22 protein-coding genes and 1 pseudogene are annotated in these 25,818 nt (G+C 70.7%); 11 read left to right on the plus strand and 12 right to left on the minus strand.

Translation table 11 applies throughout. The features are described 5' to 3' along the window. Positions 1-26: 26 nt before the first annotated feature. From KBO27_RS00705 to KBO27_RS00720, 4 genes are all read left to right on the plus strand, one after another. Complete coding sequence (locus tag KBO27_RS00705) at positions 27-3,071, plus strand: transglycosylase domain-containing protein (protein ID WP_210968076.1); 3,045 nt, start codon at positions 27-29, stop codon at positions 3,069-3,071. A 79-nt stretch (positions 3,072-3,150) separates the two neighbouring features. Then, positions 3,151-4,791 (plus strand): glycosyltransferase family 87 protein, encoded by a 1,641-nt coding sequence (locus tag KBO27_RS00710; protein WP_372448806.1) that lies wholly within the window; start codon positions 3,151-3,153, stop codon positions 4,789-4,791. A gap of 29 nt (positions 4,792-4,820) precedes the next feature. Then, positions 4,821-5,225 (plus strand): hypothetical protein, encoded by a 405-nt coding sequence (locus KBO27_RS00715; RefSeq protein WP_210968077.1) that lies wholly within the window; start codon positions 4,821-4,823, stop codon positions 5,223-5,225. Between the two features lie 148 nt (positions 5,226-5,373). Continuing rightward, complete coding sequence (locus KBO27_RS00720; RefSeq protein WP_210968078.1) at positions 5,374-5,568, plus strand: PspC domain-containing protein; 195 nt, start codon at positions 5,374-5,376, stop codon at positions 5,566-5,568. Between the two features lie 58 nt (positions 5,569-5,626). Here KBO27_RS00720 and KBO27_RS00725 read toward each other — a convergent pair whose 3' ends face one another. Further along, positions 5,627-7,051 (minus strand): M20/M25/M40 family metallo-hydrolase, encoded by a 1,425-nt coding sequence (locus tag KBO27_RS00725; RefSeq protein ID WP_372448817.1) that lies wholly within the window; start codon positions 7,049-7,051, stop codon positions 5,627-5,629. A gap of 56 nt (positions 7,052-7,107) precedes the next feature. Continuing rightward, the gene (locus KBO27_RS00730) at positions 7,108-7,746 is read right to left on the minus strand and encodes a GOLPH3/VPS74 family protein (protein WP_210968080.1); all 639 of its coding nucleotides are present in this window, start codon (positions 7,744-7,746) and stop codon (positions 7,108-7,110) included. A gap of 458 nt (positions 7,747-8,204) precedes the next feature. Between KBO27_RS00730 and pdhA the strand changes: the two genes are divergently transcribed. Genes pdhA through KBO27_RS00745 form a run of 3 tightly spaced genes read left to right on the plus strand, consistent with a single transcriptional unit; the run spans position 8,205 to position 11,819 of the window. Further along, the gene (pdhA, locus tag KBO27_RS00735) at positions 8,205-9,446 is read left to right on the plus strand and encodes a pyruvate dehydrogenase (acetyl-transferring) E1 component subunit alpha (RefSeq protein ID WP_210968081.1); all 1,242 of its coding nucleotides are present in this window, start codon (positions 8,205-8,207) and stop codon (positions 9,444-9,446) included. After that, positions 9,446-10,462, plus strand: a complete 1,017-nt coding sequence (locus KBO27_RS00740; RefSeq protein ID WP_210968082.1) for an alpha-ketoacid dehydrogenase subunit beta — start codon at positions 9,446-9,448, stop codon at positions 10,460-10,462. The genes pdhA and KBO27_RS00740 overlap by 1 nt, the downstream gene beginning before the upstream one ends. 13 nt (positions 10,463-10,475) lie before the next feature. Then, on the plus strand, positions 10,476-11,819 hold the full coding sequence (locus tag KBO27_RS00745) for a dihydrolipoamide acetyltransferase family protein (RefSeq protein ID WP_210968083.1): 1,344 nt from the start codon (positions 10,476-10,478) through the stop codon (positions 11,817-11,819). Between the two features lie 42 nt (positions 11,820-11,861). Here KBO27_RS00745 and KBO27_RS00750 read toward each other — a convergent pair whose 3' ends face one another. The 3 genes from KBO27_RS00750 to KBO27_RS00760 form a co-directional block, all read right to left on the minus strand. Further along, positions 11,862-12,332 (minus strand): pyridoxamine 5'-phosphate oxidase family protein, encoded by a 471-nt coding sequence (locus KBO27_RS00750; protein WP_210968084.1) that lies wholly within the window; start codon positions 12,330-12,332, stop codon positions 11,862-11,864. 101 nt (positions 12,333-12,433) lie between these two features. Beyond that, entirely contained in the window at positions 12,434-12,718 is a 285-nt protein-coding gene (locus tag KBO27_RS00755; RefSeq protein ID WP_210968085.1) for a hypothetical protein, read from the minus strand. Between the two features lie 472 nt (positions 12,719-13,190). Beyond that, entirely contained in the window at positions 13,191-13,745 is a 555-nt protein-coding gene (locus KBO27_RS00760; protein WP_210968086.1) for an SCP2 sterol-binding domain-containing protein, read from the minus strand. 119 nt (positions 13,746-13,864) lie between these two features. Here KBO27_RS00760 and KBO27_RS00765 point away from each other — a divergent pair, with 119 nt between their 5' ends. Then, entirely contained in the window at positions 13,865-14,542 is a 678-nt protein-coding gene (locus tag KBO27_RS00765; protein WP_210968087.1) for a TetR/AcrR family transcriptional regulator, read from the plus strand. A 51-nt stretch (positions 14,543-14,593) separates the two neighbouring features. On the opposite strand, the gene KBO27_RS00770 is transcribed toward KBO27_RS00765, so the two are convergent. Both KBO27_RS00770 and KBO27_RS00775 read right to left on the minus strand, forming a co-directional pair. Then, entirely contained in the window at positions 14,594-15,430 is an 837-nt protein-coding gene (locus KBO27_RS00770; RefSeq protein ID WP_210968088.1) for a MaoC/PaaZ C-terminal domain-containing protein, read from the minus strand. Positions 15,431-15,444: 14 nt separating this feature from the next. Continuing rightward, positions 15,445-16,776 (minus strand): 3-oxoacyl-ACP reductase, encoded by a 1,332-nt coding sequence (locus KBO27_RS00775; RefSeq protein WP_210968089.1) that lies wholly within the window; start codon positions 16,774-16,776, stop codon positions 15,445-15,447. A 126-nt stretch (positions 16,777-16,902) separates the two neighbouring features. On the opposite strand from KBO27_RS00775, the gene KBO27_RS00780 reads away from it, so the two are divergent. Together KBO27_RS00780 and KBO27_RS00785 are read left to right on the plus strand one after the other, a co-directional pair. Further along, positions 16,903-18,180: an acetyl-CoA C-acetyltransferase gene (locus KBO27_RS00780; RefSeq protein WP_210968090.1), complete on the plus strand. Its 1,278-nt coding sequence runs from the start codon at positions 16,903-16,905 to the stop codon at positions 18,178-18,180. Between the two features lie 308 nt (positions 18,181-18,488). Then, a complete protein-coding gene (locus tag KBO27_RS00785; RefSeq protein WP_210968091.1) occupies positions 18,489-19,679 on the plus strand; it encodes a DUF8462 domain-containing protein in 1,191 nt (396 codons plus the stop codon). A gap of 360 nt (positions 19,680-20,039) precedes the next feature. Here the strand turns inward: KBO27_RS00785 and KBO27_RS00790 are convergent, their stop codons facing one another. The 4 genes and pseudogenes from KBO27_RS00790 to KBO27_RS00805 all read right to left on the minus strand — a co-directional run. Then, positions 20,040-20,381, minus strand: coding sequence for a glycosyl hydrolase (locus KBO27_RS00790; RefSeq protein ID WP_307870225.1), 342 nt, complete (start codon positions 20,379-20,381; stop codon positions 20,040-20,042). Positions 20,382-20,387: 6 nt separating this feature from the next. Further along, the gene (locus tag KBO27_RS00795; protein WP_210968093.1) at positions 20,388-20,573 is read right to left on the minus strand and encodes a hypothetical protein; all 186 of its coding nucleotides are present in this window, start codon (positions 20,571-20,573) and stop codon (positions 20,388-20,390) included. A gap of 180 nt (positions 20,574-20,753) precedes the next feature. Continuing rightward, positions 20,754-21,608 carry a phosphotransferase gene (locus KBO27_RS00800; RefSeq protein ID WP_307870177.1) on the minus strand — a complete coding sequence of 285 codons (855 nt, stop codon included), beginning with the start codon at positions 21,606-21,608 and terminating at the stop codon, positions 20,754-20,756. A gap of 247 nt (positions 21,609-21,855) precedes the next feature. Further along, a pseudogene (locus tag KBO27_RS00805) lies at positions 21,856-22,980 on the minus strand (MFS transporter); the annotation flags it as partial. Between KBO27_RS00805 and KBO27_RS00810 the strand changes: the two are divergent. Further along, positions 22,936-23,847, plus strand: a complete 912-nt coding sequence (locus tag KBO27_RS00810; protein ID WP_210968095.1) for a LysR family transcriptional regulator — start codon at positions 22,936-22,938, stop codon at positions 23,845-23,847. The pseudogene KBO27_RS00805 and the gene KBO27_RS00810 sit on opposite strands and share 45 nt — an antisense overlap. 2 nt (positions 23,848-23,849) lie before the next feature. Here KBO27_RS00810 and KBO27_RS00815 read toward each other — a convergent pair whose 3' ends face one another. After that, on the minus strand, positions 23,850-25,724 hold the full coding sequence (locus KBO27_RS00815; RefSeq protein ID WP_210968096.1) for an arabinofuranosyltransferase: 1,875 nt from the start codon (positions 25,722-25,724) through the stop codon (positions 23,850-23,852). Positions 25,725-25,818: the final 94 nt, after the last annotated feature.

A 25,818-nucleotide genomic window follows, 5' to 3' on the forward strand; every position in this document is an offset into this window, starting at 1 on the left:
CCGACGCCTGTCCTGGAGGCCAACTCGTGAACGACGAGCGTGACGACCATGCCAAGGGCCGCCACTCCCGGCATCCGAACCCCGACGGTCGCCCCACGCCACCCCCGCCGCAGAACCCCGGCCAGCCCGGTGGTCAAGCAGGACCACCGCAGCGGCCGGCGGGCGGACCCCCGCCGCCCCCGCCCGGTGGTCCGGCGTGGCCGGGAGAGCAGCCCGGTGGTCGCCCCGGAGCCGGTGGGCAGCAGCCGCCGCCCCCGCCGGGACGTCCCGGCGGTCAGCAGCCGCAGTGGCCCGGGGCCGAGGCCCCGGAGGAGACGACCGGTGCGTGGACGCCGTCCTTCGACGACGACTCCGCGCCGGGTTCGAGCCCGTCGCCGCTGACCAGCAAGTTAAACGGGGAGGACGACGCGACGAGCTACTCGCCGTCGCCGCCGCCTCCTCCCCCGGGCCGTCCTGGTCCGCCGCCGGCGGGGCAGCAGCCGCCCGCCGGTCGTCCCGCTCCGCCGCCAGGTGAGGCGCCGACGCAGAACCTCCCGCAGACCCCGAGCGCCGACCGGGGTGCTGCCGGTGCCGCGGGAGCGGCCGGAGCCGGCGGTGCCGCCGCCGGTGCGGCCGGTGCCGCCGCCGGTGCGGCCGGTGCTGCTGCGGCCGGTGCCGCCGGTGCGGGTGCTGCCGCGGGTGCCGCTTCGGCGGGTGCCGGTGTCACCCGCGAGCCGAACCTGCTGACGCACTCGGACCAGGCCACGTACAACTACTACGCCGACGACTACGACGACGACCCCTACGGCGACGACGATCGGTTCGGCGACCAGCAGAGCGGCGGTGCCGCTGACGTCGGCAGCGCCGGTTTCCCCGGCAGGGACGACGACGAGGATCCAGACGACGACATGAGTGCCGCCCAAGCCAAGCGCGCCGTCCTGTGGCGGCGCATCCGCAGGGCCTGCTACGTGGGCGCGGCCGCAGCGGTGATCATCCCGACGCTGGTGTTCATCTACGGCTACCTGTTCTGGGAAGCGCCGGACGAGCAGAAGCTGCTGAACATGAAGCAGCCGATCACCATCACCTACGCGGATGACTCGCCGCTGGCGACGGTGAGCTCGGACGGTTCCCGCGAGGTCGTCCGCGACCTCAACCAGGTGTCCAAGCCGCTGCGGGACGCGACGATCTCGGCCGAGGACGCGAGCTTCTACACCAACCCCGGCTTCGACTTCCAGGGCATCGCCCGGTCGGTGTTCTTCATGTTCACCGGCTCCGGCGTCGGTGGTGGTTCGACGATCACCCAGCAGTTCATCAAGCTCGACCTGGAGCTGAACAAGTCGGATCCCGACTACGTCCGCAAGGTCAAGGAGATCGTGCTGGCGTTCAAGATCACCAACGAGCGCACCAAGGACGACATCCTCCTGTCGTACCTCAACACCGCCTACTACGGCCGAGGCGCCAACGGCATCACCGCGGCGGCCAACGCCTACTTCGGCAAGAAGCCCAGCGAGATCACCCCGGCCGAGGCCTCGGTGCTGGCGGGCATGGTGCAGCGGCCGAAGGGCAACGACCCGCGCGAGGACCTGGAGCAGGCCACCACGCGGTTCAACTACGTGCTCAACCAGATGGTCAAGAACGGCTTCCTGCCCGCCGGCGAGCGCGAGGGCCTGCAGCTGCCGGAGACCCGCGGTCAGAACGACTGGCGGATCGACCGGCGGCTGACCCCGGACCAGTTCAAGATCAAGGACCAGGTGCTCCGGGAACTCGAAGAGGCCGGCTACGACGAGGACACGCTGGCCCGCGAGGGCTTCAAGATCAAGACGACGATCGACCCGAAGGCCCAGAAGGCGGCGGTCGAGGCCGCCACCACCCAGGCCGAGAACACGCTGCCGGACAACATCAAGACGTCGCTGGTGGCGGTCGAGCCCAAGACCGGTGAGGTCAAGGCGTACTACGGCGGCGGCGGTGACGTCGGTGGCTACGACTGGGCGGTCGCGCCCACCGAGCCCGGTTCGTCGTTCAAGCCGTTCGCGGTGCTGGCGGGTCTGCACAAGGGCCTGGGCATCGGCGAGTTCTACGACGGCAGCAGCCCGCAGACCATCGCGGGAACCGAGTTCGCCAACGCCCCGAACGTCGCTTGCGACGTGCCGACCCACTGCGGTGTCCGCGAGGCCATGACGAAGTCGGTGAACACCGTGTTCGTCAACATGGCGGCCCGACTCGGGCCGCCGGCCATCGCCGAGGCCGCGCACACCGCGGGTGTCCCGGGGGAGTACAAGTCGGGCAAGGGCTCGACGAAGACCCTGCAGAACGCCAACGGTCAGACCCAGTCCGGTATCGCGCTGGGCATGTACCCGGTCAAGCCGATCGACATGGCCAACGCGTACGCGACGCTGGCGAACCAGGGCAAGTCGCACACCCCGCACCTGGTCAGGGAGATCACGCCGCGCGAGGGTCCGCCGATCAAGATCCACAACGAGCCGGTCAAGACGCTCTACGACGAGTCGGAGTCGGAGGCCGCGAAGCTGGCCTACAACACGATCGCGTCGATGTTCGACGTCGCCGACCACGCCAAGCGGGGTCTCGAGGGCGACCGGCCGGTGATGTCCAAGACCGGTACGCACCAGTACCTGGACACCAAGGACAACGCCACCGCGTGGATGATCGGTGCGACTCCGCAGCTGTCCGCCTCGGTGTCGATGCTGGCCAGCGAGAACGGCCGCAACGTCCCGCTGGAGGACAACTCGGGCACCAGCTTCTACGGCGGCAAGTACCCGGCGATGGTGTGGCAGCAGTTCATGAACAGCTACCACAAGGGCCTCAAGGTGGAGCAGTTCAAGAAGACCGACACCATCGGTCAGTTCCAGGACATCCCGTTGCCGCCGCCCCCGACCTCGTCGGAGCCGCCGTCGACGTCGGCGCCGCCGCCCACGATGCCGAGCGAATCGCAGGACCAGGACCCGACCACCAGCCGGGAGAAGCCCGGTGACGGTCAGGACTGCGGTGGCTTCTTCGAGCCGCCGTGCGAGTCCGAGACGAGCAGCCCCGGTGAACCCGGTGACGTCGCACCTACGCGGCGGTTCGGCGAATAGCCGGAGCTGAGCTGAGGAAGGGCACCCGTCGACCCGGCGGGTGCCCTTCCCGCTTTTCGGGGCCAAGTAGCATCCGGGCGTGTCCACCAACGAATCCGCCGATCGGGAACCAGCGGCGTCCTCGGGGAACGTGCTCGCGGCAGCGGTGGACAGTTCGTCCCTCTCACCGGCGGATCGGGTCCCGCCGACCTGGACCGAGTCCTTCCCGCGCAAGGTCAGCCGGCTCGTCGGCGGCCCGCTCGGAAGGCACGCGCAGGTCGGGCGGCAGTGGTTCTGGACGCCGCTGCGGGTGATCCTGCTGCTCGCGGTGCTGACGCTGGCCGCGGCGTGGCTGTTCAAGGCGCCCTGCCAGGTCACCTACGACACCAGCAGCGGTCCGCAGCTGGACTGGCGGAACAGCAAGCAGTACGTCGCGATGTGCTACACCGACATCATCCCGCGCTACGGCGTGGGAGATCTGGCGCCGGACAACGCCTTTCCGTACAAGACCGGCTGGGTGGAGAACGAGGGCACGCCGAACGAGCAGGTCCGCTACATGGAATACCCGGTGCTGACGGGGCTTTTCCAGTGGATCAACGCCCGCACCGCCGACGGTTGGGCGACGCTGGCCGGTTTCGGCTGGCTCCCGAGTGGACTCACCAGCGTCCTGTACTTCAACATCACCGCGCTGTGGCTGGCGGCGGCCTGGCTGGTGACCATCTGGGCGCTGGTCCTGCTGGCTCGCCGCCGCGTCTGGGACGTCGCGCTGGCCGCCGTGTCACCGCTGGTCTTCGCGCACGCCTTCACCAACTTCGACGCCCTGGCCGCGGCATTGGGAACCGCCGGTCTGCTGGCCTGGGCGAGGCGACGACCCGTGCTGGCGGGGGTGCTGATCGGCATCGGCGGCGCCACCAAGCTCTACCCGCTGTTCTTCCTCGGACCGCTGCTGATCCTGGCCTGGCGCGCCGGGAAGCTGCCCGACGCGGCGCGCGCGGTGCTGGCCGCCGCGCTGGCGTGGCTGGCCGTGAACGTCCCGATCCTGCTGGCCTACCCGGACGGCTGGGGCGAGTTCTTCCGGCTGAACAGCCAACGGCCCGCCGACCCGGACTCGCTGTACAACGTGCTGATGCACTTCACCGGCTGGGGCGGTTTCGACGGGCAGCTGCCCGCGGGCGCGACACCGGTGGTGCTCAACGCGGTCAGCCTCGGGCTGTTCCTGCTGGCCTGCCTGGCGATCGGTTGGCTCGCGCTGGCCGCGCCGACCCGGCCGCGCGTGGCCCAGCTGTGCTTCCTGGTGGTGGCGGCGTTCCTGCTGACCAACAAGGTGTGGAGCCCGCAGTACTCGCTGTGGCTGGTTCCGCTCGCGGTGCTGGCGATTCCGCGCTGGCGGCTGCTGCTGACCTGGATGGTCGTCGACGCGGCCGTGTGGGCGCCGCGCATGTACTACTACCTGGGCACGGCCAACAAGGGACTGCCGGAGGGCTGGTTCCTGGGCGCGGTGCTGATCCGGGACGCGATGGTCGTGCTGCTGTGCGTGCTGATCGTCCGCGAGGTCCTCGACCCGGCCCGCGACAAGGTGCGCACCGCGCTGACCGTCCGGGGCGAGCACCCCGGCGGCGTCGACGACCCGTGCGGCGGTCTGCTCGACGGCTCCCGGGACCGGTTCGTGTTACCCGGTGTCGCCCGTTGGGGGCAGCGAACTCTCGCTGCGGCCCGGGGGGCTCTAGCTTCGAAGCGCTGATCCGCTCGTCTCGTGGAGGTGCTTCTCAGATGTCAGGTCGCATGCTGACCGTCGTTCTCGCCGCAGTCGCGGTGGCCATCCCCGCTGCGGCCACGGCCGCGTCGGCCGCGCCACCGGCCCCGGTCCAGGTCCAGCTCGGTGAGGCCAAGTGCCAGGACATGTCGGCCGTGGTCGCCTCGATGCCGGTTCTCGCGCCCGCGTTCCCCGACGGGGCCCGCACCCCGGTCGTGGAGTACCGCATCACCGGCGCGCCGGACGCACCCATGACTCCTTACGAGGTCAAGGTCAACGGCGAGACCAAGGGCTCCGGTTCGGTGGGGGCCAAGGGACTGATCATCTCCAGCACCTCGCTGCCCAACAACACCACCACCAAGTTCGAGGTCACCTCGGGCGAGAAGGTCCTGGCGTCCCGCACCTACACCCCCGCCTGCTGAACGGACCAGCGCTGACCGTCGCGGCCTCCGGGACTCCCGGAGGCCGCGACGGCGTTCGCGGTGCCGGGGACGGGCAGGGGGTCGGGTCCGGGGTGGGTCAGGGCTCGTCCCTGAGGTTTCGCGGGCGTCCGCAACGCATTCTGAGTGCATGACGACCTACCAGAAGACGTCCCTGTCCCGTCCGAAGGACCAGGCGATGATCGCCGGGGTCTGCGCCGGCCTGGCGCGGCGCTTCGACATGAAGCCGACGACCGTCCGGATCCTCTTCCTGCTCTCCTGCCTGCTCCCGGGCCCGCAGTTCGTGGCCTACATCGTGCTCTGGGCGCTCATCCCGAAGTCCTGACGCTCGCGGGGAGGCAGGACCAGCAGCACCGCCGCGACCGGACCCACGGCGGTGGTGCTCACCGAGTCGCGTGGGCGTCGAGCACGTAGGCGATGGCGCTGGTGATCTTGGCCGCGAAGGCGAGGTCGAGGCTCTCGTCGGGGACGTGTGCGTTGCTGTCCGGGCCGAGCGCGCCGGTGACCACGAACTGCGCGTCCGGGTAGGCCTCGTGCAGCAACCCCATGAACGGGATCGAGCCGCCCAGGCCCATGGTCCGCCAGCTCGCGCCGAAGATCTCCTCACCGGCGGTGTCCAGCGCGCCGGACAGCCACGGCGCCGGGTCCGGTGCGTTCCAGCCCAGGCCCGCTTCGGAGTGCCCGAAGCTGACGCGGGCGCCGTAGGGCACCTCCTCCGACAGCCGCCGCTGCACGGCGGCCAGCGCGGCCTCGGGGTCGGCGGTCGGCGGCAGCCGGAAGCTCAGCTGCAGCGTCGTCGACGGGCGCAGGACGTTGCCGGCGTCGGCGGGCTTGGGCAGCCCGTCCGCACCGATCACCGACAGCGTCGGCCGCCAGGCGTTGTTCAGCGCCAGTTCCACCTCGTCGTCGGTGACCGGCCGCATGCCCTCCGGCCACGGCACCGAGTCGGTGACCATGCCGGGCACGGCCTCGATGGCCGCGCGGGTCTCGGCGATCCGGTTCTCCGGGATGGACACGGTGAGCTCGGGCAGCAGGATCTCGCCGGTGGCGGAGTCCTCGATGCGGTCGAGCAGCTGCCGCATGATCCGGAACGAGCTGGGCACGATGCCGCTGGCGATGCCGGAGTGCAGCCCGGAGTCGAGCACCTGCACCTCGACCTCCAGCTGGACCATGCCGCGCAGCGAGTTCGTCAGCCACATCCGCTGGTAGTCGCCCGCACCGGAGTCCAGGCACACCACCAGCGACACGGCGCCGAGCCGGTTCCGCAGGTGTTCCAGGTAGGCGGGCAGGTCGGGGCTGCCGGACTCCTCGCCGGTCTCCAGCAGCACGACGCAGCGCGCGTGCGAGCCGCCGTTCGCGCGGACCGCCTCGATCGCGGTGACCGCCGCGTACCCGGCGTAGCCGTCGTCGGCGGCACCCCGGCCGAAGAGCTTGCCGTCGCGCACCACCGGGGTCCACGGGCCCAGGCCCTCCGACCAGCCGCCGAGCGGCGGCTGCTTGTCGAGGTGGCCGTAGAGCAGCACGGACTCGTCCGGCGCGTCGGCCGATCCGGGGACGTCCACCAGCAGCAGCGGGGTCCGCCCCGGCAGCCGGACGACGTCGATCTCGGCGCCGTCGATGCCGCGGCCGTCGATCCACGCCCGCACGTGCTCGATGGCGGCGTCGAGGTGCCCGGTGTTCTCCCAATCGGCGTCGAACGACGGCGACACCGCGGGAATCCTCACCAGCTCGGACAGACTCGGCAGAATCGCTTCGTCCCACGCCTGGTCAACGGTCTTGGAAACAGCTGCTCGATCCACGAGCGCGATCCTATGCCCGACGTGGGCGGTTGTCCGGATCTCGTCGGCCGAGTGGCGGAATGCCGTCAGTTCGTCGCTGCTCCGGCCGCGACGGTGGTGGTCACGGCGAGGATGGCCGTCGTCTCGGCGATCACGTCGCGGACCGCACCGCCGAGCTGCTCGCCCTTGCTGATCTCCTTGAGCCGCTTGCGCTCGGCCCGGTCCAGGCCCAAGACCACGTACAGCCCGGTGGCGTGCACCAGCGCGGCCAGCAGCGCGAGGCGGTCGTCGAGCTCGATCTCGTTGCGCGCGGCGCCCCGGACGCGGGCGATGAGCGCGTCCCGCGCGCCCGGGTCGGGGGTGAAGCCGTCGTACTTGATGAGCAGCATCGACTTGCGCTCGCGGCGCATCAGACCGCGTTCGGTGAGCGCTTCGGCGTGCTGCTTGCGGGCCGAGGTCCGGCTCTGGATGTAGGTCGTCGCCGGCACCGGCTTGTTCTTGGGCCCGGCCTTGCGGGCCACCAGCGCGAGGGCGTCGTCGATCCAGCCGGTGCCGCTGGGCTCGGCGTCGAGCACGGTCAGCTTCTTGCTCTCCAACCGGACGCGGTCGGTCAGCACCAGCTCGCCCAGCTCGGCGGCGCCGGTGTAGTCGGAGGTCGAGTAGTAGGAGCCGTTGGGCTTGTGCAGCAGCAGCACGAACTCCTCGGGCAGGCTCAGCGCGGTCATGCCAGGAGTCTGGCAGCGATCGGGCCGCGGAGGCGGTCCTCGGCGGGAGCTCGTGACGTTTGTCAGTTCAACTCGTGCACTGGTCTGTTCGGGGGCGGTGTCACCGGGGTGGGGGTTGTCGTATTTGCGCAAGCTGAGACGCGGCCTCCCCAATATCGGTACCGCAATGGTCCGTAACTCGTTAGTCGGTCCTCCATTAATTCGATGACCTGCGAATTCGGTCCGTCCACAGAAGAACTACCGTGATCTCACGGGAGTTGATCGCTCGCCGCTGTACCGATCCACTCCCTGTGGCAGGGCTCACGGACGACGCGGTTTTCGTGCCAGGATGACGAGGAGCGATCCACCGCTCCGCTCGGCCGGCCGGGTGACCCACCAGGTCAACGGCAGGTCGTCGGAGCAAGCCGGTCTCCACCGCCACAAGCGGTGGCCGTCGGCGCGACACGAGGAGATCACACATGTCCCCCGAGCAATGGACGTCCTCTTCAGGCAATCCACCCGCGAAGCGCACCGACCTCCCTGCCGCAACCGCAGCCAAGCCCACACGGGAGCAGGTGATCGCCGGTTTGCGCGCGACGAGTGAAGGTGGGGCTGACCTCGTTCAGCTCCTCACGCCAGAAGGTCAGCGGGTTTCGCACCCGGACTTCGACATCGACATCTCCCCCGAACAGCTGCGCGACCTGTACCGCGACATGGTGCTGGTCCGACGCGCCGACCGGGAGGGCAACGCCTTGCAGCGCCAGGGCCAGCTCGGCATCTGGGTGCCGCTGCTGGGCCAGGAGGCCGCCCAGATCGGGGCGGGCCGGGCGATGAAACCGCAGGACATGGCGTTCCCGAGCTACCGGGAGCACGGTGTGGCCTGGACCCGCGGCATCGACCCCACCGAGCTGCTGGGCATCTTCCGCGGCACCGACCACGGCAGCTGGGACCCCACGAGCACCGGGTTCCACCTGTACACGATCGTCATCGGCAACCAGTGCCTCAACGCCACCGGTTACGCCATGGGCCAGCGCTTCGACGGCAAGGTCGGCGACCCCGACGGGGAAGCCACGATGGTGTTCTTCGGCGACGGCGCCACCAGCCAGGGCGACGTGCACGAGGCCATGGTGTGGTCGGCCGTCTACGACTCACCGGTCGTCTTCTTCTGCCAGAACAACCAGTGGGCGATCTCCGAGCCCCTGGAGCGCCAGACCCGAGTACCGCTCTACCAGCGCGCCAGCGGCTACGGCTTCCCCGGCATCCGGGTGGACGGCAACGACGTGCTGGCCAGCCTCGCCGTGTCCCAGTGGGCGCTGGACGAGTGCCGCAACGGCAACGGCCCGGTGCTCATCGAGGCGTTCACCTACCGGATGGACGCCCACACCACGTCCGACGACCCGACCCGCTACCGGATGTCCGACGAGCAGGAAGCCTGGAAGCTCAAGGACCCGATCGAGCGACTCCGGGTGCACCTGATCCGCGAGCACGCCGCTGACCAGGACTTCTTCGACTCCATCGACGCCGAGGCGGACCAGCTGGCCGCGCGGTTCCGCGAGTTCTGCTTCACCATGCCCGAGCCGCCGCCGGAGCGGACGTTCTCGCAGGTCTACGCCGAGGAGACCCCGCAGATCGCCGCGCAGCGCGAGGACTACCTGCGCTACCTGTCCGGATTCGCCGACGAGGCTGCCAGCGGAAACGCGGTGGCGGGAGGTGTTCACTGATGGCCGCGCCCGCTCTCGAACGCCCGACCACCCCGTCGGGGACCCAGACGGTCACCATCGCCAAGGCGCTGAACATGGGTCTGCGCGCTTCGCTGGAGCGCGACCCGAAGGTGCTGATCATGGGTGAGGACGTCGGCAAGCTCGGCGGCGTCTTCCGCATCACCGACGGCCTGCAGAAGGACTTCGGCGAGCACCGGGTGCTCGACACCCCGCTGGCCGAGTCCGGGATCATCGGCACCGCGATCGGCCTGGCCATCCGCGGCTACCGGCCGGTGTGCGAGATCCAGTTCGACGGCTTCATCTTCCCCGGCTTCGACCAGATCATCAGCCAGCTCGCCAAGCTGCACTACCGGAGCCAGGGCAAGGTCAAGGTTCCGATCGTCGTCCGGGTTCCCTTCGGCGGCGGCATCGGTGCCGTCGAGCACCACTCGGAGTCGCCGGAGTCGCTGTTCGCGCACATCGCCGGCCTCAAGGTGGTGTCCTGCTCGAACCCGGTGGACGCCTACTGGATGTTGCAGCAGGCCATCGAGTGCGACGACCCGGTGCTGTTCTTCGAGCCCAAGCGGCGCTACTACGAGAAGGCCGAGCTCGACACCTCCCTCGATCCGCTGCCGCTGCTGAGCTCCCGCGTCGTGCGGCCCGGCTCGGCGGTGACCGTCGCGGCCTACGGCCCGATGGTGCGCACCTGCCTGGACGCGGCGACCGCCGCGGCCGAGGACGGCCTGGACCTGGAAGTCGTGGACCTGCGCGCGCTGTCCCCGCTGGACCTGGGGCCGGTGTTCGAGTCGGTGCGTCGCACCGGCCGGTTGGTGCTGGTCAGCGAGGCGCCGTCGGAGTCGTCGGTGACCTCGGAGATCGCCAGCCGGGTGCAGCAGGAGTGCTTCTACTCGCTGGAGGCCCCGGTGCTGCGGGCGACCGGGTTCGACACGCCCTACCCGCCGTCGAAGTTGGAGGAGGGCTTCCTGCCCGACCTCGACCGGGTGCTGGACGTCGTCGACCGTTCGCTGGCGTACTGAGGGGAGTTCATCGATGGCGCTCAAGAAGTTCCCGCTGCCCGACGTCGGCGAAGGGCTGACCGAGGCGGAGATCGTCGGCTGGAAGGTGCAGCCGGGCGAGAACGTCACCGTCAACCAGGTGATCGTGGAGATCGAGACGGCCAAGGCGTCGGTGGAGCTGCCCTGCCCGTGGGCGGGCACGATCCGCGACCTGCTGGTGGAGCCGGGCCAGACCGTCGAGGTCGGCACGCCGATCATCAGCATCGAGATGGCCGGTGCGGACCCCGAACCGGAACCCGAGCCGGACGAGAGCTCGGGCAAGATCGGCGAGGAGTCCAACGGCCGGATCGCCACGCTGGTCGGCTACGGTCCGCGGACCTCGGCGGCCAAGCGGCGTCCGCGCAAGGACCGGGACGCGGCCATCAACGGCACGCCGACCAACGGCACCGCGACCGCCACCGCTGTCGCACCGCCAGAACCGGAGAAACCGCAGGTCGAAGAGGTCGGCGGATTCGTGCCGCTGGCCAAGCCGCCGGTCCGCAAGCTCGCCAAGGACCTCGGCGTCGACCTGCGCTCGCTGGCCGGGTCCGGCTCGGGTGGCGTGATCACCCGCGAGGACGTCCAGTCCGCGGCGGCTCCGACCGCTGCTCCGGCCAAGCCGGTCGCCACCGCGTCCGGTGACCGCGAGCGGCGGGTGCCGATCAAGGGCGTCCGCAAGGCGACCGCGCAGGCGATGGTGGACAGCGCGTTCACCGCTCCGCACGTCACCGAGTTCCTGACCGTCGACGTCACGCCGATGATGGAGCTGCGCGAGCAGCTCAAGTCGGACCCGGCGTTCCGCGGTGTGAAGATCACGCCGCTGGCGTTCGCGGCCAAGGCCATGTGCCTGGCGGCCCGCCGGACACCGGACGTCAACGCGACCTGGGACGAGGCGGCGGGCGAGATCGTCTACAAGGACTACGTGCACCTCGGGGTCGCGGCGGCCACGCCTCGCGGACTGGTCGTGCCCAAGGTCCGCGACGCCGACCGGATGTCGCTGCGCGAGCTCGGCGAAGCCCTGGAGCAGCTGACCAACACCGCTCGGGAGGGCAAGACGACCCCGGCGGACATGCTCGGCGGCACGATCACCATCACCAACGTCGGCGTCTTCGGCGTCGACACCGGCACGCCGATCATCAACCCCGGTGAGTCCGCGATCTTCGCGTTCGGCGCGATCCGCGACATGCCGTGGGTGGTCGACGGTCAGGTGGCGCCGCGCAAGGTGTGCCAGCTGGCGCTGAGCTTCGACCACCGCGTGGTCGACGGTCAGCAGGGCTCCCAGTACCTCGCCGACGTGGGCGCGCTGCTGGCGAACCCGAGCATGGCGTTCACCTACTGATGAGCCGCTGAGGGGCGTTCCCGGGTGAGCCCGGGGCGCCCCTCACGTGCGCTTGAAGACCCGAACGCCCCGGTCGGGCGTCCACGAGGTGATCACCAGGTGGGTCTGGTCGTCGGCGACCTTCGTGGTGACGACCTCGGTGATCGCGCAGCGGAAGAGGTGGGCGTCGGTCTGCGGAGGCTGGACCTCGGCCACCCACGCGGCCTGCTCGTCGCCGGTGACCTCGACGGCCACGCCGGAGATCTTGACGTCCGGTTCGGACAGCGTCCCGTCGCCGGGGTTGGCGTGGAGCGCGAAGCGCCCGTCGCGCTGCAGGTCGCGGGCCTTGCGGGCGCCGGGCATCGACCCGAACATCAGGTCTCCCCCGTACCAGCCGGCCTCCGTGCCGCTCACGCGCGGCGAGCCGTCCTCGCGCAGCGTCGCCAGCACGTGGTGCCGCATCGACTCCAGCCGAGCTCTCGCGGCCGAGGCCAGCTCAGGTGCCTGTTCAGCGAACTCCTGCCATCCGGTCATGCCGACCAGGGTGGCAGGCGACACCGACAGAGCCGGGGCAGACGAACGGCCCGCTCCCGCCATCCCCCCGGATGCGGTGCGGGCCGTTCAGCCAAGTCTGGTCAGTTCCCCTTGCGACGGCGTCCGCCGCGGCGGGATCCGGAGTTGCCGGAGCTCGAAGATCCGGAACCGGAGGCGGAGCCTGCCGACACGGCGACGGGTTCTCCCGCCTCCGCCGAGGTCTCCTGCTCGGGCTCCTGGGACTTCTGCTCGTCGTACTCGCGGAGAAAGTCGAACGCGTGCTTGTCGAAGTCGTGGATGTCGATCTCCGGCAGTTCGCCGAGCTCGTTGTTGAGCTGCTTGAAGATCGGCGTCTCCACCTCAGGGGTCGTCGTCAACTTCTTCACCGCTTCGCCCTCCCGTTCGTCATCGAAGCGTTGGCCGAGCCGAGCTCTCCCCGCGGAGCCCGTTCGATGAGCGTGGGGCCTCGCGGCCCTTCGCTCACCGGTGGGACGCGTGCCGCCGCTCATCCTGACGCGGCGGCACGCGGTTCACCCAATCGGATCAGTGCCTTGCACCTGCCCACGCACATGGTGCAACAGCGATCACGATCCGGCCGGATGAATCGATCTCACACATCCGCCAGGCCGCATACTGCCCTCTACGTCGTCAACATCGGTACCCGTTGTGCAATTCCGCACCGTGTCATATGCCACTGACCTGCGGTTAACCTGGAGATCAAGTTGATCTGCTAGAGGGCCGAGACCGGGAAAACGCGAACGGACCGGCTCCACTTGGGGGTGGGGAGCGCGGTCCGTCCGCTTGGTGCCGGGTCGCCGTGGGGGGCTTTTCCGCCGACCCGGTGTCCGAGGGGGAGGTTCACGCCTTCGGTATCTGGAAGAGCTTGGGCAGGTTGACGGCGAACCCGATGTCGCCGGCGAGCCTGACCCGCCGCGCCATGACGAGCTTCGGGGCGGTGGTGTTGCCGGAGGTCAGCTGCAGGAAGTCCAGCGGGACCACGGTGATGGTGACCGTCGCGGAGTCGTGCTGGGAGCCCTTGGTGACCTGGCAGCGGCCGTCGGTCAGCGCGCACTCGTAGTGCAGCAGGTCGTCGCCCTTGCCGATCCGCCAGTTGACCACCGCGTGCCCGCGCTTGGCGTGTTCGGGCCGGTAGTGCTCGCTCATGCGCCGGAAGATCTCGTCGATGATGCCCTCGCGCAGCTCGGGCCGGGCGAGCACGGCGTTGAGCTGGTCGTCCGAGGCGCGCGAGATCAACCGCGCGAACTGGTCGGGGGTCAGTTCGCTGAGGTCGAGCCCGTTCTCGGAGGCGGGTTCGGAGGTGGCGCGCAGCAGCTCGACCAGCTCGGCCTTGTCGATCTCACGCGGGTCGACGTCGGCGAGGGTCGCGATGGGGTCCGACGGGGATTGCGGCATCGCTGCCCACCTCCATTACCTACCGGAGAGTAAGACTACGCACGAGTAGGTTGGCGGGCAAGGCACCAGAATTGAGTCGCTCCACTAACCTGAGGCGGATTACCAGGGTATGAGGTGAGATGGAAGATCATCGGGACAGCGAGCGCCCGCGTTCCCGGCGTTTGCCGAGGGCTGTTCGTGAGCGGCAGATCCTCGACGCCGCCGTGGAGGTGTTCGCCAAGCACGGTTTCCACAACGCGTCGATGGACGAGATCGCCGAGACCGCGAGCATCTCGAAACCGATGCTCTACGCCTACCTCGGGGCCAAGGACGAGCTGTTCGTCGCCTGCGTCCGCCGCGAGGCCGCGAAGCTGGTCGAAGCCATCGGCGCCGACATCGGGACCGGCCTGACCCCGGCCGACCAGCTCTGGCACCGCCTGCACATGTTCTTCGAGTACGTGCACGTCAACAAGGCGGGCTGGCAGCTGCTGCACCGCCAGGGAGACGTGCCCGGCGAGCCCTACGTCCAGGAGCTCTCCGAGTGGCGGGAGCGCGCCACCGAGCTGATCGCGGCGCTGCTCGCCGAGGCCACCACCGACCAGCCGCAGCCGATGCAGCCCGAGCAGACCGAACCGTTCGCCGCGGCCCTGGTCGGCGCGGGCGAAGCGCTCGTCGAGTGGTGGTTCCAGCACCCCGAGTTCACCGCCGAGGGCATGGCCATGCGCCTGATGAACATGCTCTGGCTCGGCTTCGGCGAGCTCGTCGAAGGCCGCTCCTGGTTCCCGGCCTCCCAGACCGAGCACCCCACCGGTTCCTGACCACCGCACCCCCGCGACGGCGTGGTTCGTCGCGGGGGTGCGGTCGCCGGTTCAGCTCGTGATCGAGCCCGTGAGGTGCGGCTTCCCGGAGCGGGAGTGCAGGGCGAAGTCCCACCCGGAGCCCGTGGGGCGCATCGTGAAGTCGGCCTTCGACGGGAGCAGCAGGGGCTTGGCGAAGTCGACGTCCACCGTGAACGCCCCTGGGATCCGGCCCTCCAGCGCCGCCAGGCAGCGGGCCTTGGACCACATGCCGTGCGCGATCGCCTTCGGGAAGCCGAAGACCTTCGCGGTCAGCGGGTGCAGGTGGATCGGGTTGCGGTCGCCGGACACCGCCGCGTACTCGCGGCCGATGTCGGCGGGCACCCGCCACGTGCCCGAGGCCGCGCCCGGCTCGATCTCCCGGCGCCGCTGCTGCGGGGCGTTCTCGTCCCGCTTGCCCACCCGCAGGTAGGTGCTGGTCTCCCGCCACACGACCTCGTCGTCGACGCTGGTCTCGGTGACCACGTCGAACTGCTTGCCCTTCGGGTGCGGGCGCAGGTCGGCGACGCGGACCTTCTGCGTCAGCTCGTCGGTCACCAGCAGCGGCCGGTCCTGCTGGATCCGGTTGGCCACGTGGACCAGGCCGACCAGCGGGAACGGGAAGCCCTTGTCGGTCATCAGCTGCACCGACGCCGGGAACGACAGGATGTGCGGGTAGGTGATCGGCAGCTCGTCGCGCAGCCGGAATCCGCAGACCCGGTTGTAGTCGGCGAGGTGCGCGGGATCGATGGTGATCCCGCGCCGCACGTACTCGGTGTCGGGCAGCTCGCCGCCCCGGCGGGTCGGGCCCGTCGCGGCGGCCTTGAGGTACAGCGACCCCAGGTTCGGAGCGGTGGAAAGTTCCGGCATGTCCTCTCCAGACCTCAGGCGCCGAGCAGGCTCTGGCCGCAGACCCGGACCACGTTGCCGTTGACGCCGCCCGACGCGGGGTTGGCGTACCAGGCGATGGTCTCGGCGACGTCGACCGGCTGGCCGCCCTGCGACATGCTGTTCATCCGGCGACCGGCCTCCCGCACGAACAGCGGGATCGCGGCGGTCATCTTGGTCTCGATGAAGCCCGGCGCGACCGCGTTGATGGTGGCGCCCTTCTTCGCGGCCAGCGGCGCGGTGGACTGCACGTGCCCGATCACGCCGGCCTTCGACGCGGCGTAGTTGCCCTGGCCGACGTTGCCTGCGATGCCGCTCATCGACGACACGCAGATGATCCGGCCACCGGCGCGCAGCGGGGAGCCCTCGCCGAGCAGCTTCTCGTTGATGCGCTCCTGCGAGGTCAGGTTCACCGCGAGCACCGAGTCCCACTGGGCCTCGCTCATCCGGCCGATCGTCTTGTCCCGGGTGATGCCCGCGTTGTGCACCACGATGTCCAAGCCGTCGTGCCGCTCGCTGAAGTGCGCGGCGAGCTTGGCGGGGGCGTCCTCGGCGGTGATGTCGAGCTGGAGCGCGGAGCCGCCGATGCGGTTGGCGACCTCGCTGAGCTCGCCGCCCTGCGCGGGCACGTCCAGGCACACCACGTGGGCGCCGTCGCGCGCCAGGGTCTCGGCGATGGCCGCGCCGATGCCCCGGGACGCGCCGGTGACCAGCGCGATCTTGTCCTGCAGCGGGCGGTCCTGGGAGAGCTCCGGCACGTCGGCCTTGCCGATGCGGACGACCTGGCCGGACACGTAGGCGGACTTGCCGGACAGCAGGAAGCGCAGCGTGGAGTCGGTGGCCTTCTCGGCGCCGTCGGCGACGTAGACCAGCTGGGAGGTGGCGCCGCGCTTGAGCTCCTTGCCCGCGGTGCGGGTGAAGCCCTCCAGCGCGCGCTGAGCGGTGGCCGCGCGCGGGTCGGACAGGGTTTCCGGCTGGGTGCCGAGGACGATCAGCCGTCCGCAGCGGTCCATCTGCCGGATCGCGGGCGCGAAGAAGTCGTACAGGGCGCGCAGGCCCTCGCTGGAGGTGATCCCGGTGGCGTCGAAGACCAGGGCGGCGTAGCGCTCGTCGTCGGCGCGCTCCTTGCGGACGTCGGCACCGACTTCCTGCAACGTCGCGTTCAGCGAGTCGGCGAGCCGGCCCGAACCGCCGAGCAGCACCGGCCCGGTGATCAGCGGCTCGCCGGGCTTGAAGCGGCGCAGCGGGGTCGGGTCGGGCAGGCCAAGCTTCTTGACGAACTGGCGCCCGAACGCGGACTGGGTGAACTGCTGGTATCGATCGGACATCTCTGGACACTCCCGAGGAGGCGGTTCATGAGGGTTCGGACACGAAGTCGCGCGGTCGCTCGACGGCTAACCTACCCGCGAGTAGATTAGATTGGCCAGGAACGAACCAGCAACGAGGGAGTAGGCATGACCACCGTTCGGCGAGTCGCGATCCTCGGCGGCAATCGGATCCCGTTCGCGCGATCCGGCGGTCCCTTCGCTCGCGCGTCCAACCAAGACATGCTCACCGCCGCGCTCGACGGGCTGGTCGCGCGCTTCGGCCTCGCGGACAAGACCGTCGACGAGTTCGTCGCCGGTGCCGTGCTCAAGCACAGCCGCGACTTCAACCTCGCCCGCGAAACCGTGCTGGGCTCCGGCCTCGACCCTCGCACGCCGGCCCACGACGTGCAGATGGCGTGCGCGACCGGGCTGGAAGCGGTCGTCTCGGTCGCGAACAAGATCGCGCTCGGCCAGATCGAGGTCGGCATCGGCGGCGGCGTGGACTCAGCCAGCGACGCCCCCATCGCGGTCAACGACGACTTCCGCCGGGTGCTGCTCAAGGCCAACCACGCCAAGACCACCGGCGCCAAGATCAAGGCGCTGGCCGGGGCCCGGCCGCAGCACGTGGTGCCGGAGATCCCGCAGAACTCCGAGCCACGCACCGGCCTGTCCATGGGTGAGCACGCGGCGAAGACCGCGCTGGCCTGGGAGATCACCCGCGAAGCCCAGGACGAGCTGGCCGCGCGCAGCCACCACCGGCTCGCCGCCGCTTACGACCGCGGCTTCTTCGACGACCTGATCACCTCGTTCCAGGGCGTGGCCAAGGACCAGAACCTGCGCCCGGACAGCTCGGTGGAGAAGCTCGCGAAGCTCCAGCCCGTGTTCGGCAAGGGCGAGGGCGCCACCATGACCGCGGGCAACTCGACCCCGCTGACCGACGGCGCCTCCACGGTGCTGCTGGCCAGCGAGGAGTGGGCCAAGGCACACAACATCCCGGTGCTGGCCTACCTGTCGGACATCGCGCCGGCCGCCGTCGACCACGTCAGCGGTGACGAGGGCCTGCTGATGGCCCCGGCCTACGCGGTCCCGAAGCTGCTCGACCGCAACGATCTGCAGCTCGGCGACTTCGACTTCTACGAGATCCACGAGGCGTTCGCCTCGCAGGTGCTGTCGACGCTGAAGGCCTGGGAGGACCCGGACTTCTGCAAGAACCGCCTCGGCCGGGACAAGGTCCTGGGTGAGATCGACACCGCGAAGCTCAACGTCAACGGTTCCTCGCTGGCCGCGGGTCACCCGTTCGCCGCGACCGGTGGCCGCATCGTCGCCACCCTCGCCAAGCTGCTGGCGGAGAAGGGCAAGGGCAAGGGCCTGATCTCCATCTGCGCCGCAGGCGGTCAGGGCCTCACGGCGATCGTCGAACGCTGACCCTCCTGCCTGACGCGAAAGCCCCGGTGCACCCCGATCACCGGGGCTTTCGCATGTCCATCAGGCCCTATACCGCTTTCTAGCAAAATCCCAACACACCCGGATACACCCCGATCCGGCACCTGGTTCGACCGGATTTAAGTGGAAACCGGAGACCGGTCCGGAGTTCCGCTGAAGTCGTGTTCCCGATTTCCACTGAGATCCGGGACCGCACCGGGACCGGCGCGGGTGGGGAGGCGAACACGCCTGTACCGGAATCTCGCCAAGTATCGAGTCTGAGCTAGAAACGCGGATACAGTCCGACGGTTATGGACCCGGTCCGCAATCCCTTCGCCCCCGGCGCCGGACAGCGACCGCCTGAACTGGCCGGACGCACTCGCGAGCTGGACGCCTTCGAGGTCGTGCTGGAACGCGTCGCCCGCGGCCGTCCGGAGCGGAGCCTGGTGCTGACCGGACTCCGCGGCGTCGGCAAGACCGTGCTGCTCGGCGAGCTGCGCTCGATGGCGGTCCGCCGCGGTTGGGGCGCGGGCAAGGTCGAGGCGCGTCCGGAAGCCGGTCTGCGCCGGCCGCTGTCGGCCGCCCTGCACCGCGCGATCCGCGACCTGGCCGTCCGCCACCGCGCCCCGGACCGGGTCGAGGAGGTCCTGGCGGTGCTGAAGGCGTTCGCGCTGAAGGCCAACCCGTCCGACGCGAAGCTGCGCGACCGCTGGCAGCCGGGCATCGACGTGCCCGCGGCGGTGGGTCGTGCCGATTCCGGCGACATCGAGATCGACCTCGTCGAGCTGTTCACCGAGGTCGCCGACCTCGCCGCCGACGTGGGCACCGGCATCGCGCTGCTGCTCGACGAGATGCAGGACGTGCAGGCCGAGGACGTCTCCGCGCTGTGCGCGGCGTGCCACGAGCTGTCCCAGTCCGGCGCGCCGCTGGTCGTCGTCGGTGCCGGCCTGCCGCACGTGCCCGCCGTGCTGTCGGCCAGCAAGTCCTACTCGGAGCGGCTGTTCCGCTACGTCCGCATCGACCGGCTGGACCGCTCCGACGCCGACCGCGCCGTGATCGCGCCGATCGAGCGCGAGGAAGCCGAGATCACCCCGGCCGCGCTCGACACGCTGTTCAACGTCTCGGGCGGGTACCCGTACTTCGTCCAGGCCTACGGCAAGGCGACCTGGGACGCGGCCGTGCGCGCCGCGATCGCCGAGGAGGACGTCCGGCTGGCCGCCCCGGAGGCGGAGTCGGAGCTGGCCGTCGGCTTCTTCGGCTCCCGCTACGAGCGGGCGACCCCGGCGGAGCGCGAGTACCTGCGCGCCATGGCGGAGCTCGTCGAGGGCAAGGACGAGCCCGCGCCCACGGCCAAGATCGCCGAGTACCTGGAGCGACGTCCGTCGTCGTTGTCCCCGGCCCGCGACGCGCTGATCAAGAAGGGGCTCGTCTACTCCGGCGAGCGCGGGCAGATCGCCTTCACGGTCCCGCACTTCGGCCGCTACCTGCTGACCCAGGACTAGCGGTCCATCGCGACCTCTAGCCTCGTATAGGAACAGCGCTAGATCGCCGAATACGAGGCGATGGACGGTCAACATCGACACGGGCCGTGCGGGTTCGGCGACCCTCCGCCGCCGGAGCGGGTGAATAACAGTGACCTGAGACACATCGTGCAACGTGTGTAACGAACCCAGGGTGGGTGTCGATATTCATGATGACCCCGCGGTGCTGTCGGACCCCCGACCTGGCAGCATCGCGGGGCTTTCCAATTTCCGGGGCCCTTCAACCCGGCTCCGAAGCTCAGGCAGATCCCCGCCGTGAGCAGCGCGTTCATCCCGGCTCCGGCCTCGTGCGCGGTGAACGCCGCGAGCATTTCGCCGCTGTCAGCCCCGCATCTCGTCGAGGACGAGGACTTGGTCGTCCCAGTAGGTGCGCTGGACCTCGGCGAGGTCGTTCTGGTCGAGGTACTCGGCCCAGAGCATGAAGTACGACCAGTCAGGCTGGGCGTCGAGGAGCTCGGGCGCGGGGACCGCACCGACCTCCCCGAGCGCGATCGGCCGACCGGCGGCGACCTGCCGCATCGCGTCGTAGTCGGCCTGCGACGGCGTCGACTTCTCCCAGACGTCGATGCTGGCGACGTCCACCCGGTCATCGGTGGGCCAGTAGTCCCGCAGCCCGGTGATGCTGGAGTCCTTGACGTTCCAGTTCCACACCAGGTTCGTCAGCCCCTGCTACAGGAAGTCCCCGGCCCACAAGCCCGGGTGGTCGCCGGTGATGTCGTGGATCTTCTGCGTCCACCGCGTCGGGTCCGACAGCGGTTCCTTGTTGTGCTGACCGGACAGCGTGGTGGTGCCGGAGATCGACTTCAGGTACTCCAGCGGGTCCGCCGGAGGCGCCGCGTTGGCCGGTGCCGACAAGACCGCCAGGCAGGCGGCGGATGCGAGCAGGGCGAGGCACGACGGCGCATGACGTCTCCTGATCTTCTCGGAGGACCAGGAGTCTCCGCAGCGCGCGCACGCCGGGGAACGGCGTTGGCGGGTATTCGCCGCGCACTGCTCCGATCGCCGCGCCGTGCCCGAGCGCGAGGGCTCACCGGTTCAGCCGCTCAGGCCCCCGGCGAACGGCGTGCTCCGCCACTGCTCGATGGCGGGACGCACCGCGTCGGCGAGCATCGGCAGCTGCGGCACGAGGGCCAGGCACGCCACCGACCGCAGCGCGCCGACGGCGTTGACGAACCGCAGCACGCGCTGGTCGAGCTGCCGCAGGCCCAGCGTCCGCGCGCGGGCGTCGTAGGCCGCTTCGCACTCGGGACCGAAGGCCGCCAGGTCCCATTCGACCGGACCGAGCGTGACCAGCTCGAAGTCGGCGCAGAGCTCGCCGTCGGGGGTGCTGACGATGTTGAACGGCGGCGCGTCACCGTGGATGGGCTGGAGCTCCGCTCCGAACTCCGCCTCGAACGCCTCGCGGGAGCTCACCAGCGGTTCCAGCACCGCCCACTCCCGCCGGGCGCGGTCGAGATCGGCCGGGTCCAGCAGATCTCGCCGCGCTTCGAGGTTGACCAGGGCATCGGTGATCATCTGCGGTTCGGCGGCCGACAGGAACGGCAGCTCGCCGGGGTAGCCGCGCAGCGCCCGGTGCAGGTCGGCGACCAGGCCGGCGTTGCGCGCGTAGTCGGGTTCGACGGCGTCGAGGATCTCGGTGAACCGCCAGAACGTCATCGAGAACCCGTCGCGCTGGACGGGTTCGGCGGGCACCAGCGGACTCGGCGGGATCACCGGATGACCCTGCTCAGCCAGCCACGCCACCACGTCGAGCTCGGTGCGCTGCCGCGTCGCCTGGACCGCGGTGCCGCTGGACCGGGGCAGCACCACCGGCACCCGGACGACCACCGGCGCCGGTGCGAGGTGCACGACGACGGAGAACAGGTCGTGCAGCACTCGCGCCTCGCTCACGTCGAGGCCGAGCTCCCGGCCGGCGGCCACCGCCGCGCTCAGCGCTCGTGAAGTGCGTTGTCGATCGTCCGCTCGCATCCCGCTGATGGTGCCGGGCGGAGCGGCCCGGCGCGAGCGATTTCGCGACCAGCAGGGTCAGCAGCACGAGTCCGGCCGCCGCGACCGCGACCCAGGACGTCGCCGTGCCCAGCGGTGCTCCGAGCGCGATGAGCCCGACCGCGATCGCCGGGCAACCCGCCCCCAGGTAGAAGGCGAGGTAGAGCGCTCCGGTGATCGCGCCGCGCTGCGCCGGAGGCGCCGTCCGCTCGACGGCAGCAGCGGCTCCTCCGTACGCCAGCCCGTGCCCGGCGCCCGCCGTGACGGCCGCGACCAGCGTGACCAGCGCGGAGCCGCCACCGGCCAGCGCCAGCAGCACGAGGCTGACCAGCAGCGCGCACAGCCCGTGCAGCTGCGCCCGATGCGCTCCCCAGCGGCTCACGAGCGGCTGGGTCAGCACCGAGCAGATCAGGACCGCGCCGAGCACGGAACCGGACACCGCCAGGTCGGTGTGGCCCGCGCGGTCGAGCAGGGACGGGATCAGCGAGAGGAACAGGCCGACCACGGTCCAGGCGAGGAACCCGGTCGCTGCGGAGACGCCGAACACCGACCGCATGCCCGCCGGGATCCGCGGTCGGGTCGGCCGCCACCGGCCGCTCGGCGCCGAGGTCGGCAGGGAGGAGACGCGGGACCAGCCGTACCCCAGCGCCGCCAGGTGCAGGAGGAAGGGCAGCACGAACGGCGCCGGGGCGTGCTCGGCGAGCACGCCGCCCACGATCGGCCCGGCGGCGGTGCCGGCCACGAAGGCGGTGCTGGCCAGCAGCGCACCCCGCTCGCGGGCGTTCTGGCTGATCAGCACGCTCGCGGCGCCGGTCGCCGTGCCGAGCGCGATGCCCTGCGCGGCACGCCCGGCCACCAGCCACAGCGGCCCGGAGGCGAGCGCGAACAACAGCGAGGCCACGGCTCCCGCGATGAGGCTCGCGCGCAGCACCGACCGCGGGCCCACGACGTCGGTCGCCGGTCCCAGGAGCAGCAGAGCAGGTGCGCTGACCAGCGCGAACGTCGCGTAGATCAGCGTCATGGACAGGTCGCCGAAGCCGAAGTCGTGCTGGTACCCGGGCAGCAGCGGGCTCGGGAGGTAGGCGCCGATGGTGAGCACGACGAGGACGTAGAGGCCGGTGCGGGTCGAGCGGGACGGGGCGGGAGCTGTGAGCGTCACGGTGCCAGCTTGCCGAGGATGAACGCTGAGGAAAATCAAACGTTTCTCGGCAGGACCGTGCAAAATGGTCGTATGATCGATCCTCGGCTCAAGGTGCTGCAGATGGTCTCCCACCACGGCACCGTCACGGCCGCCGCAGCCGCGCTGAACTACACGCCCTCGGCGGTGTCCTACCAGCTCCGCCAGCTCGCCGACGAGCTCGGAACGGAGCTGGTGATCCAGTCCGGTCGCGGCATCAAGCTCACCGCCGCCGCCCGGACCGTGCTGCGCCACGCCGAGCTGCTGCACGCCCAGGTCGAGCGCGCCTACGCCGAGCTCGCCGCCACGGCCGAACAACCCAGCGGCTCGTTCGCGCTGTGCGGCTTCTCCACCGCCGCCACCCGTCTGCTGCCCCCGGCCGCGGCGGCGCTGCGCGAGCACTACCCGCAGGTCCAGGTCCGGGTGATCGAGGCTGAACCGGCGCGCTGCTTCGACCTGCTGCTCTCCGGCGACGCCGACCTCGCGCTGGTGATCAACACCGCGGATCTGCCGCCGTCCGCGGATGAGCGCTTCGAGCAGCAACAACTCCTCGACGACCCGCTGGACCTGGTGGTGCCGGTCGGTCACCGGCTGGCCGAGCGCTCCCGGGTGTCGCTGGCCGACGTCGCCGACGAGCAGTGGATCGTCGGGCGCCCCGGCAGCACCTACCACCAGCTGGTCCGCGCCGCCTGCATGTCAGCCGGGTTCAGCCCGAACGTCGCGCACTACGCCGACGAGTGGGACACCGGAACGGCCCTGGTCGCGCACCACTTCGGCATCATCCTGGTCCCCCGGCTGGCCCGCCTGCACGACTGGCCGGTCGTGCGCATCCCCCTGCGCGGCGAGCCCGCCCCGGCCCGCAGGATCCTCGCGGCCACCCGGCTCGGCGGAAGCAGCCACCCGCTGGCCGAAACGGCGCTCGCCGCGATCACCACCACGGCGCAGACCCTGCTGCCCGCGCCCTGAGCTCAGCGCACCCCGATCACCGCGAACGGGCCCACGTCCTGCCGGACGAACCCGGGCGAGTCGAACAGGGCGGGGTCGAACCGCACGTCGTAGACCTGCACGTTGGGCTGGTGCGGGAACGCGTCGTGGGACAGCGTGATGTGCAGGCCGTCCGGCTGCCGCCGCAGCACGAACGCGTTCGGCGCCGCGAAATCGCCGCGTCGCAGCAGCTCCCGCAGCCTGCCCGGATCACCGGCTCCGGCCCACCGGGAGATCTCGGCGGAGCGGTCCTCGTACCGGGACAGCGGGTTGGCGTAGTGCGGGGTCTCCTGCTGGAAGCCCCAGAAGGGCGCGAAGGAGAGCAGCGGGTAGTGGGCCGTGAGCAGCACGGTGTCCGAGGGTGCGCGGCCGGTCGTCTCGCGCACCGCCCGCAGCAGGTCGTCGTGCCAGGCACCGTCGACGGCGGGGTCGTCCTGGCGCTGCGCGTTGCTGCCCGTCGGGTAGTAGTCGGTGTGGGCGGGCCGGGCGGCTTCGGCGATCTCGGAGGTCAACGCGGTCTCCACGACGCCGACCGAACCGGCCAGTCCCAGCAGGAACGCCAGCGCCGCGGCCTGAACCCGCACGGGATCCGGTACCAGCGGCTGGATCCGCCGCCGCAGCTCCAGGAGCCCCAGCACGCCGGCGACGGCCAGCGCCACGTCGAGCACCACCGCCACGCGGAACGCCAGCAGCGTCGTGTGCGCCGCGACGGCCACCGTCGACAGTCCGAACCACAGGTAGACCACGCCGGTGAGCACCAGCAGCGCCGCTGCTACCTCGCTGTGCCGGATGGCCAGCACCGACCAGCAGAAACCGGCCAGGCACAGCATCCCGAACAGCGAGGGATCCAGGAACGGCAGCGGCGGCACCGACTCCGGCGGCAGGTAGTTGTTCGCCGCTCCCGCCGACGGCGCCCCGCCCAGCCGCGCCACCAGGAACGGTCCCCAGCTGATCAGCGCCACCAGTCCGGCGACCGCGCCGATCCCGAGCACGCGGGGTGCGAGTTCCCAGGCGGGACGGATCCGCCGCGCGGCGAGCACGACCGCCATCGTCACCACCACGGCGGTCGCGAACGCCAGGTGCAGCGCGTAGGTCAGCCCCGCGAAGCCGAGGAACACCCCGACGCCGATCACGGCCCCGACGTGCCGGTGCGCGCGGCAGCGCAGCAGGTGCCAGGCCACGACGGCGACCGGTGGGAGCCAGGCCGCCGCCATCCAGGCGTACGGCTCGTCGAAGCCGTGCAGCAGTCCGGACAGGCCGGTGGCGATCGCGGCGAGCACCGCGATCCGCCGTCGCAGGACCACGCTCCACAGCACGAAGGCGACGACGGCGGTGACCGCGACGGTCATCAGCGCGAACGGTTTGAACGCCGCCCAAGCGGGCATCCCGGTCAGCTCCGCGAAACGCCCGCCGAGCCAGAACCAGCCCGCCGGGTAGTACGGCGGCAGGTCCGCGTAGTTCATGTCCGCGAGCACCGGCGAGTCCGCCAGCCGCGTCAGGTACTGCGTCCGGAACATCTGGTCGATCGAGGTGCCGCCGTAGTAGAGCCGGGTCGGTTCCAGCGGCCAGGCCAGCACGGAGGTGACCAGCGCGGACAGCGCCACCCACACCGCGGGGACCAGCGTGCGGCTCGCCGCGCCGAGCAGCGCGCCGCCGAGCAGCAGCGCGAGGAGGACGACCGCGCAGGCGGTGGCCGCGACCTCCGGCAGGGCGGTCGGCTCGCTGAGCCCGAACCGCGCGATCGGCAGCTGCACCGCCAGGCTCGTGGCCGCCGCGACGACGACCGCCGCCCCCAGCTCACCGATCAGCCGCGCCGCCGACCGCGACCGAAGACACCCCTGCGCAGCCAAATGTTCCACGATCAAGGAACCCTAGGTGATCAACCCCGCACCCCGAGCTCGCAAACGGAGTCCCTCGTCCGCCCGATCGCCCCAGCAGCCCGCACCCGTTGCC

The organism is Saccharopolyspora endophytica (assembly GCF_018070075.1).
In the GTDB taxonomy this organism is placed as follows: domain Bacteria; phylum Actinomycetota; class Actinomycetes; order Mycobacteriales; family Pseudonocardiaceae; genus Saccharopolyspora; species Saccharopolyspora endophytica.

What these genes read in the sequence shown, in the direction of transcription:
- KBO27_RS00715 (WP_210968077.1), top strand. Translation starts at nt 4,821, where the DNA reads ATGTCAGGTCGCATGCTGACCGTCGTTCTCGCCGCAGTCGCGGTGGCC.
- KBO27_RS00720 (WP_210968078.1), top strand. Translation starts at nt 5,374, where the DNA reads ATGACGACCTACCAGAAGACGTCCCTGTCCCGTCCGAAGGACCAGGCG.
- KBO27_RS00730 (WP_210968080.1), bottom strand. Translation starts at nt 7,746, where the DNA reads ATGACCGCGCTGAGCCTGCCCGAGGAGTTCGTGCTGCTGCTGCACAAG.
- pdhA (WP_210968081.1), top strand. Translation starts at nt 8,205, where the DNA reads ATGTCCCCCGAGCAATGGACGTCCTCTTCAGGCAATCCACCCGCGAAG.
- KBO27_RS00740 (WP_210968082.1), top strand. Translation starts at nt 9,446, where the DNA reads ATGGCCGCGCCCGCTCTCGAACGCCCGACCACCCCGTCGGGGACCCAG.
- KBO27_RS00745 (WP_210968083.1), top strand. Translation starts at nt 10,476, where the DNA reads ATGGCGCTCAAGAAGTTCCCGCTGCCCGACGTCGGCGAAGGGCTGACC.
- KBO27_RS00750 (WP_210968084.1), bottom strand. Translation starts at nt 12,332, where the DNA reads ATGACCGGATGGCAGGAGTTCGCTGAACAGGCACCTGAGCTGGCCTCG.
- KBO27_RS00760 (WP_210968086.1), bottom strand. Translation starts at nt 13,745, where the DNA reads ATGCCGCAATCCCCGTCGGACCCCATCGCGACCCTCGCCGACGTCGAC.
- KBO27_RS00765 (WP_210968087.1), top strand. Translation starts at nt 13,865, where the DNA reads ATGGAAGATCATCGGGACAGCGAGCGCCCGCGTTCCCGGCGTTTGCCG.
- KBO27_RS00770 (WP_210968088.1), bottom strand. Translation starts at nt 15,430, where the DNA reads ATGCCGGAACTTTCCACCGCTCCGAACCTGGGGTCGCTGTACCTCAAG.
- KBO27_RS00775 (WP_210968089.1), bottom strand. Translation starts at nt 16,776, where the DNA reads ATGTCCGATCGATACCAGCAGTTCACCCAGTCCGCGTTCGGGCGCCAG.
- KBO27_RS00780 (WP_210968090.1), top strand. Translation starts at nt 16,903, where the DNA reads ATGACCACCGTTCGGCGAGTCGCGATCCTCGGCGGCAATCGGATCCCG.
- KBO27_RS00785 (WP_210968091.1), top strand. Translation starts at nt 18,489, where the DNA reads ATGGACCCGGTCCGCAATCCCTTCGCCCCCGGCGCCGGACAGCGACCG.
- KBO27_RS00810 (WP_210968095.1), top strand. Translation starts at nt 22,936, where the DNA reads ATGATCGATCCTCGGCTCAAGGTGCTGCAGATGGTCTCCCACCACGGC.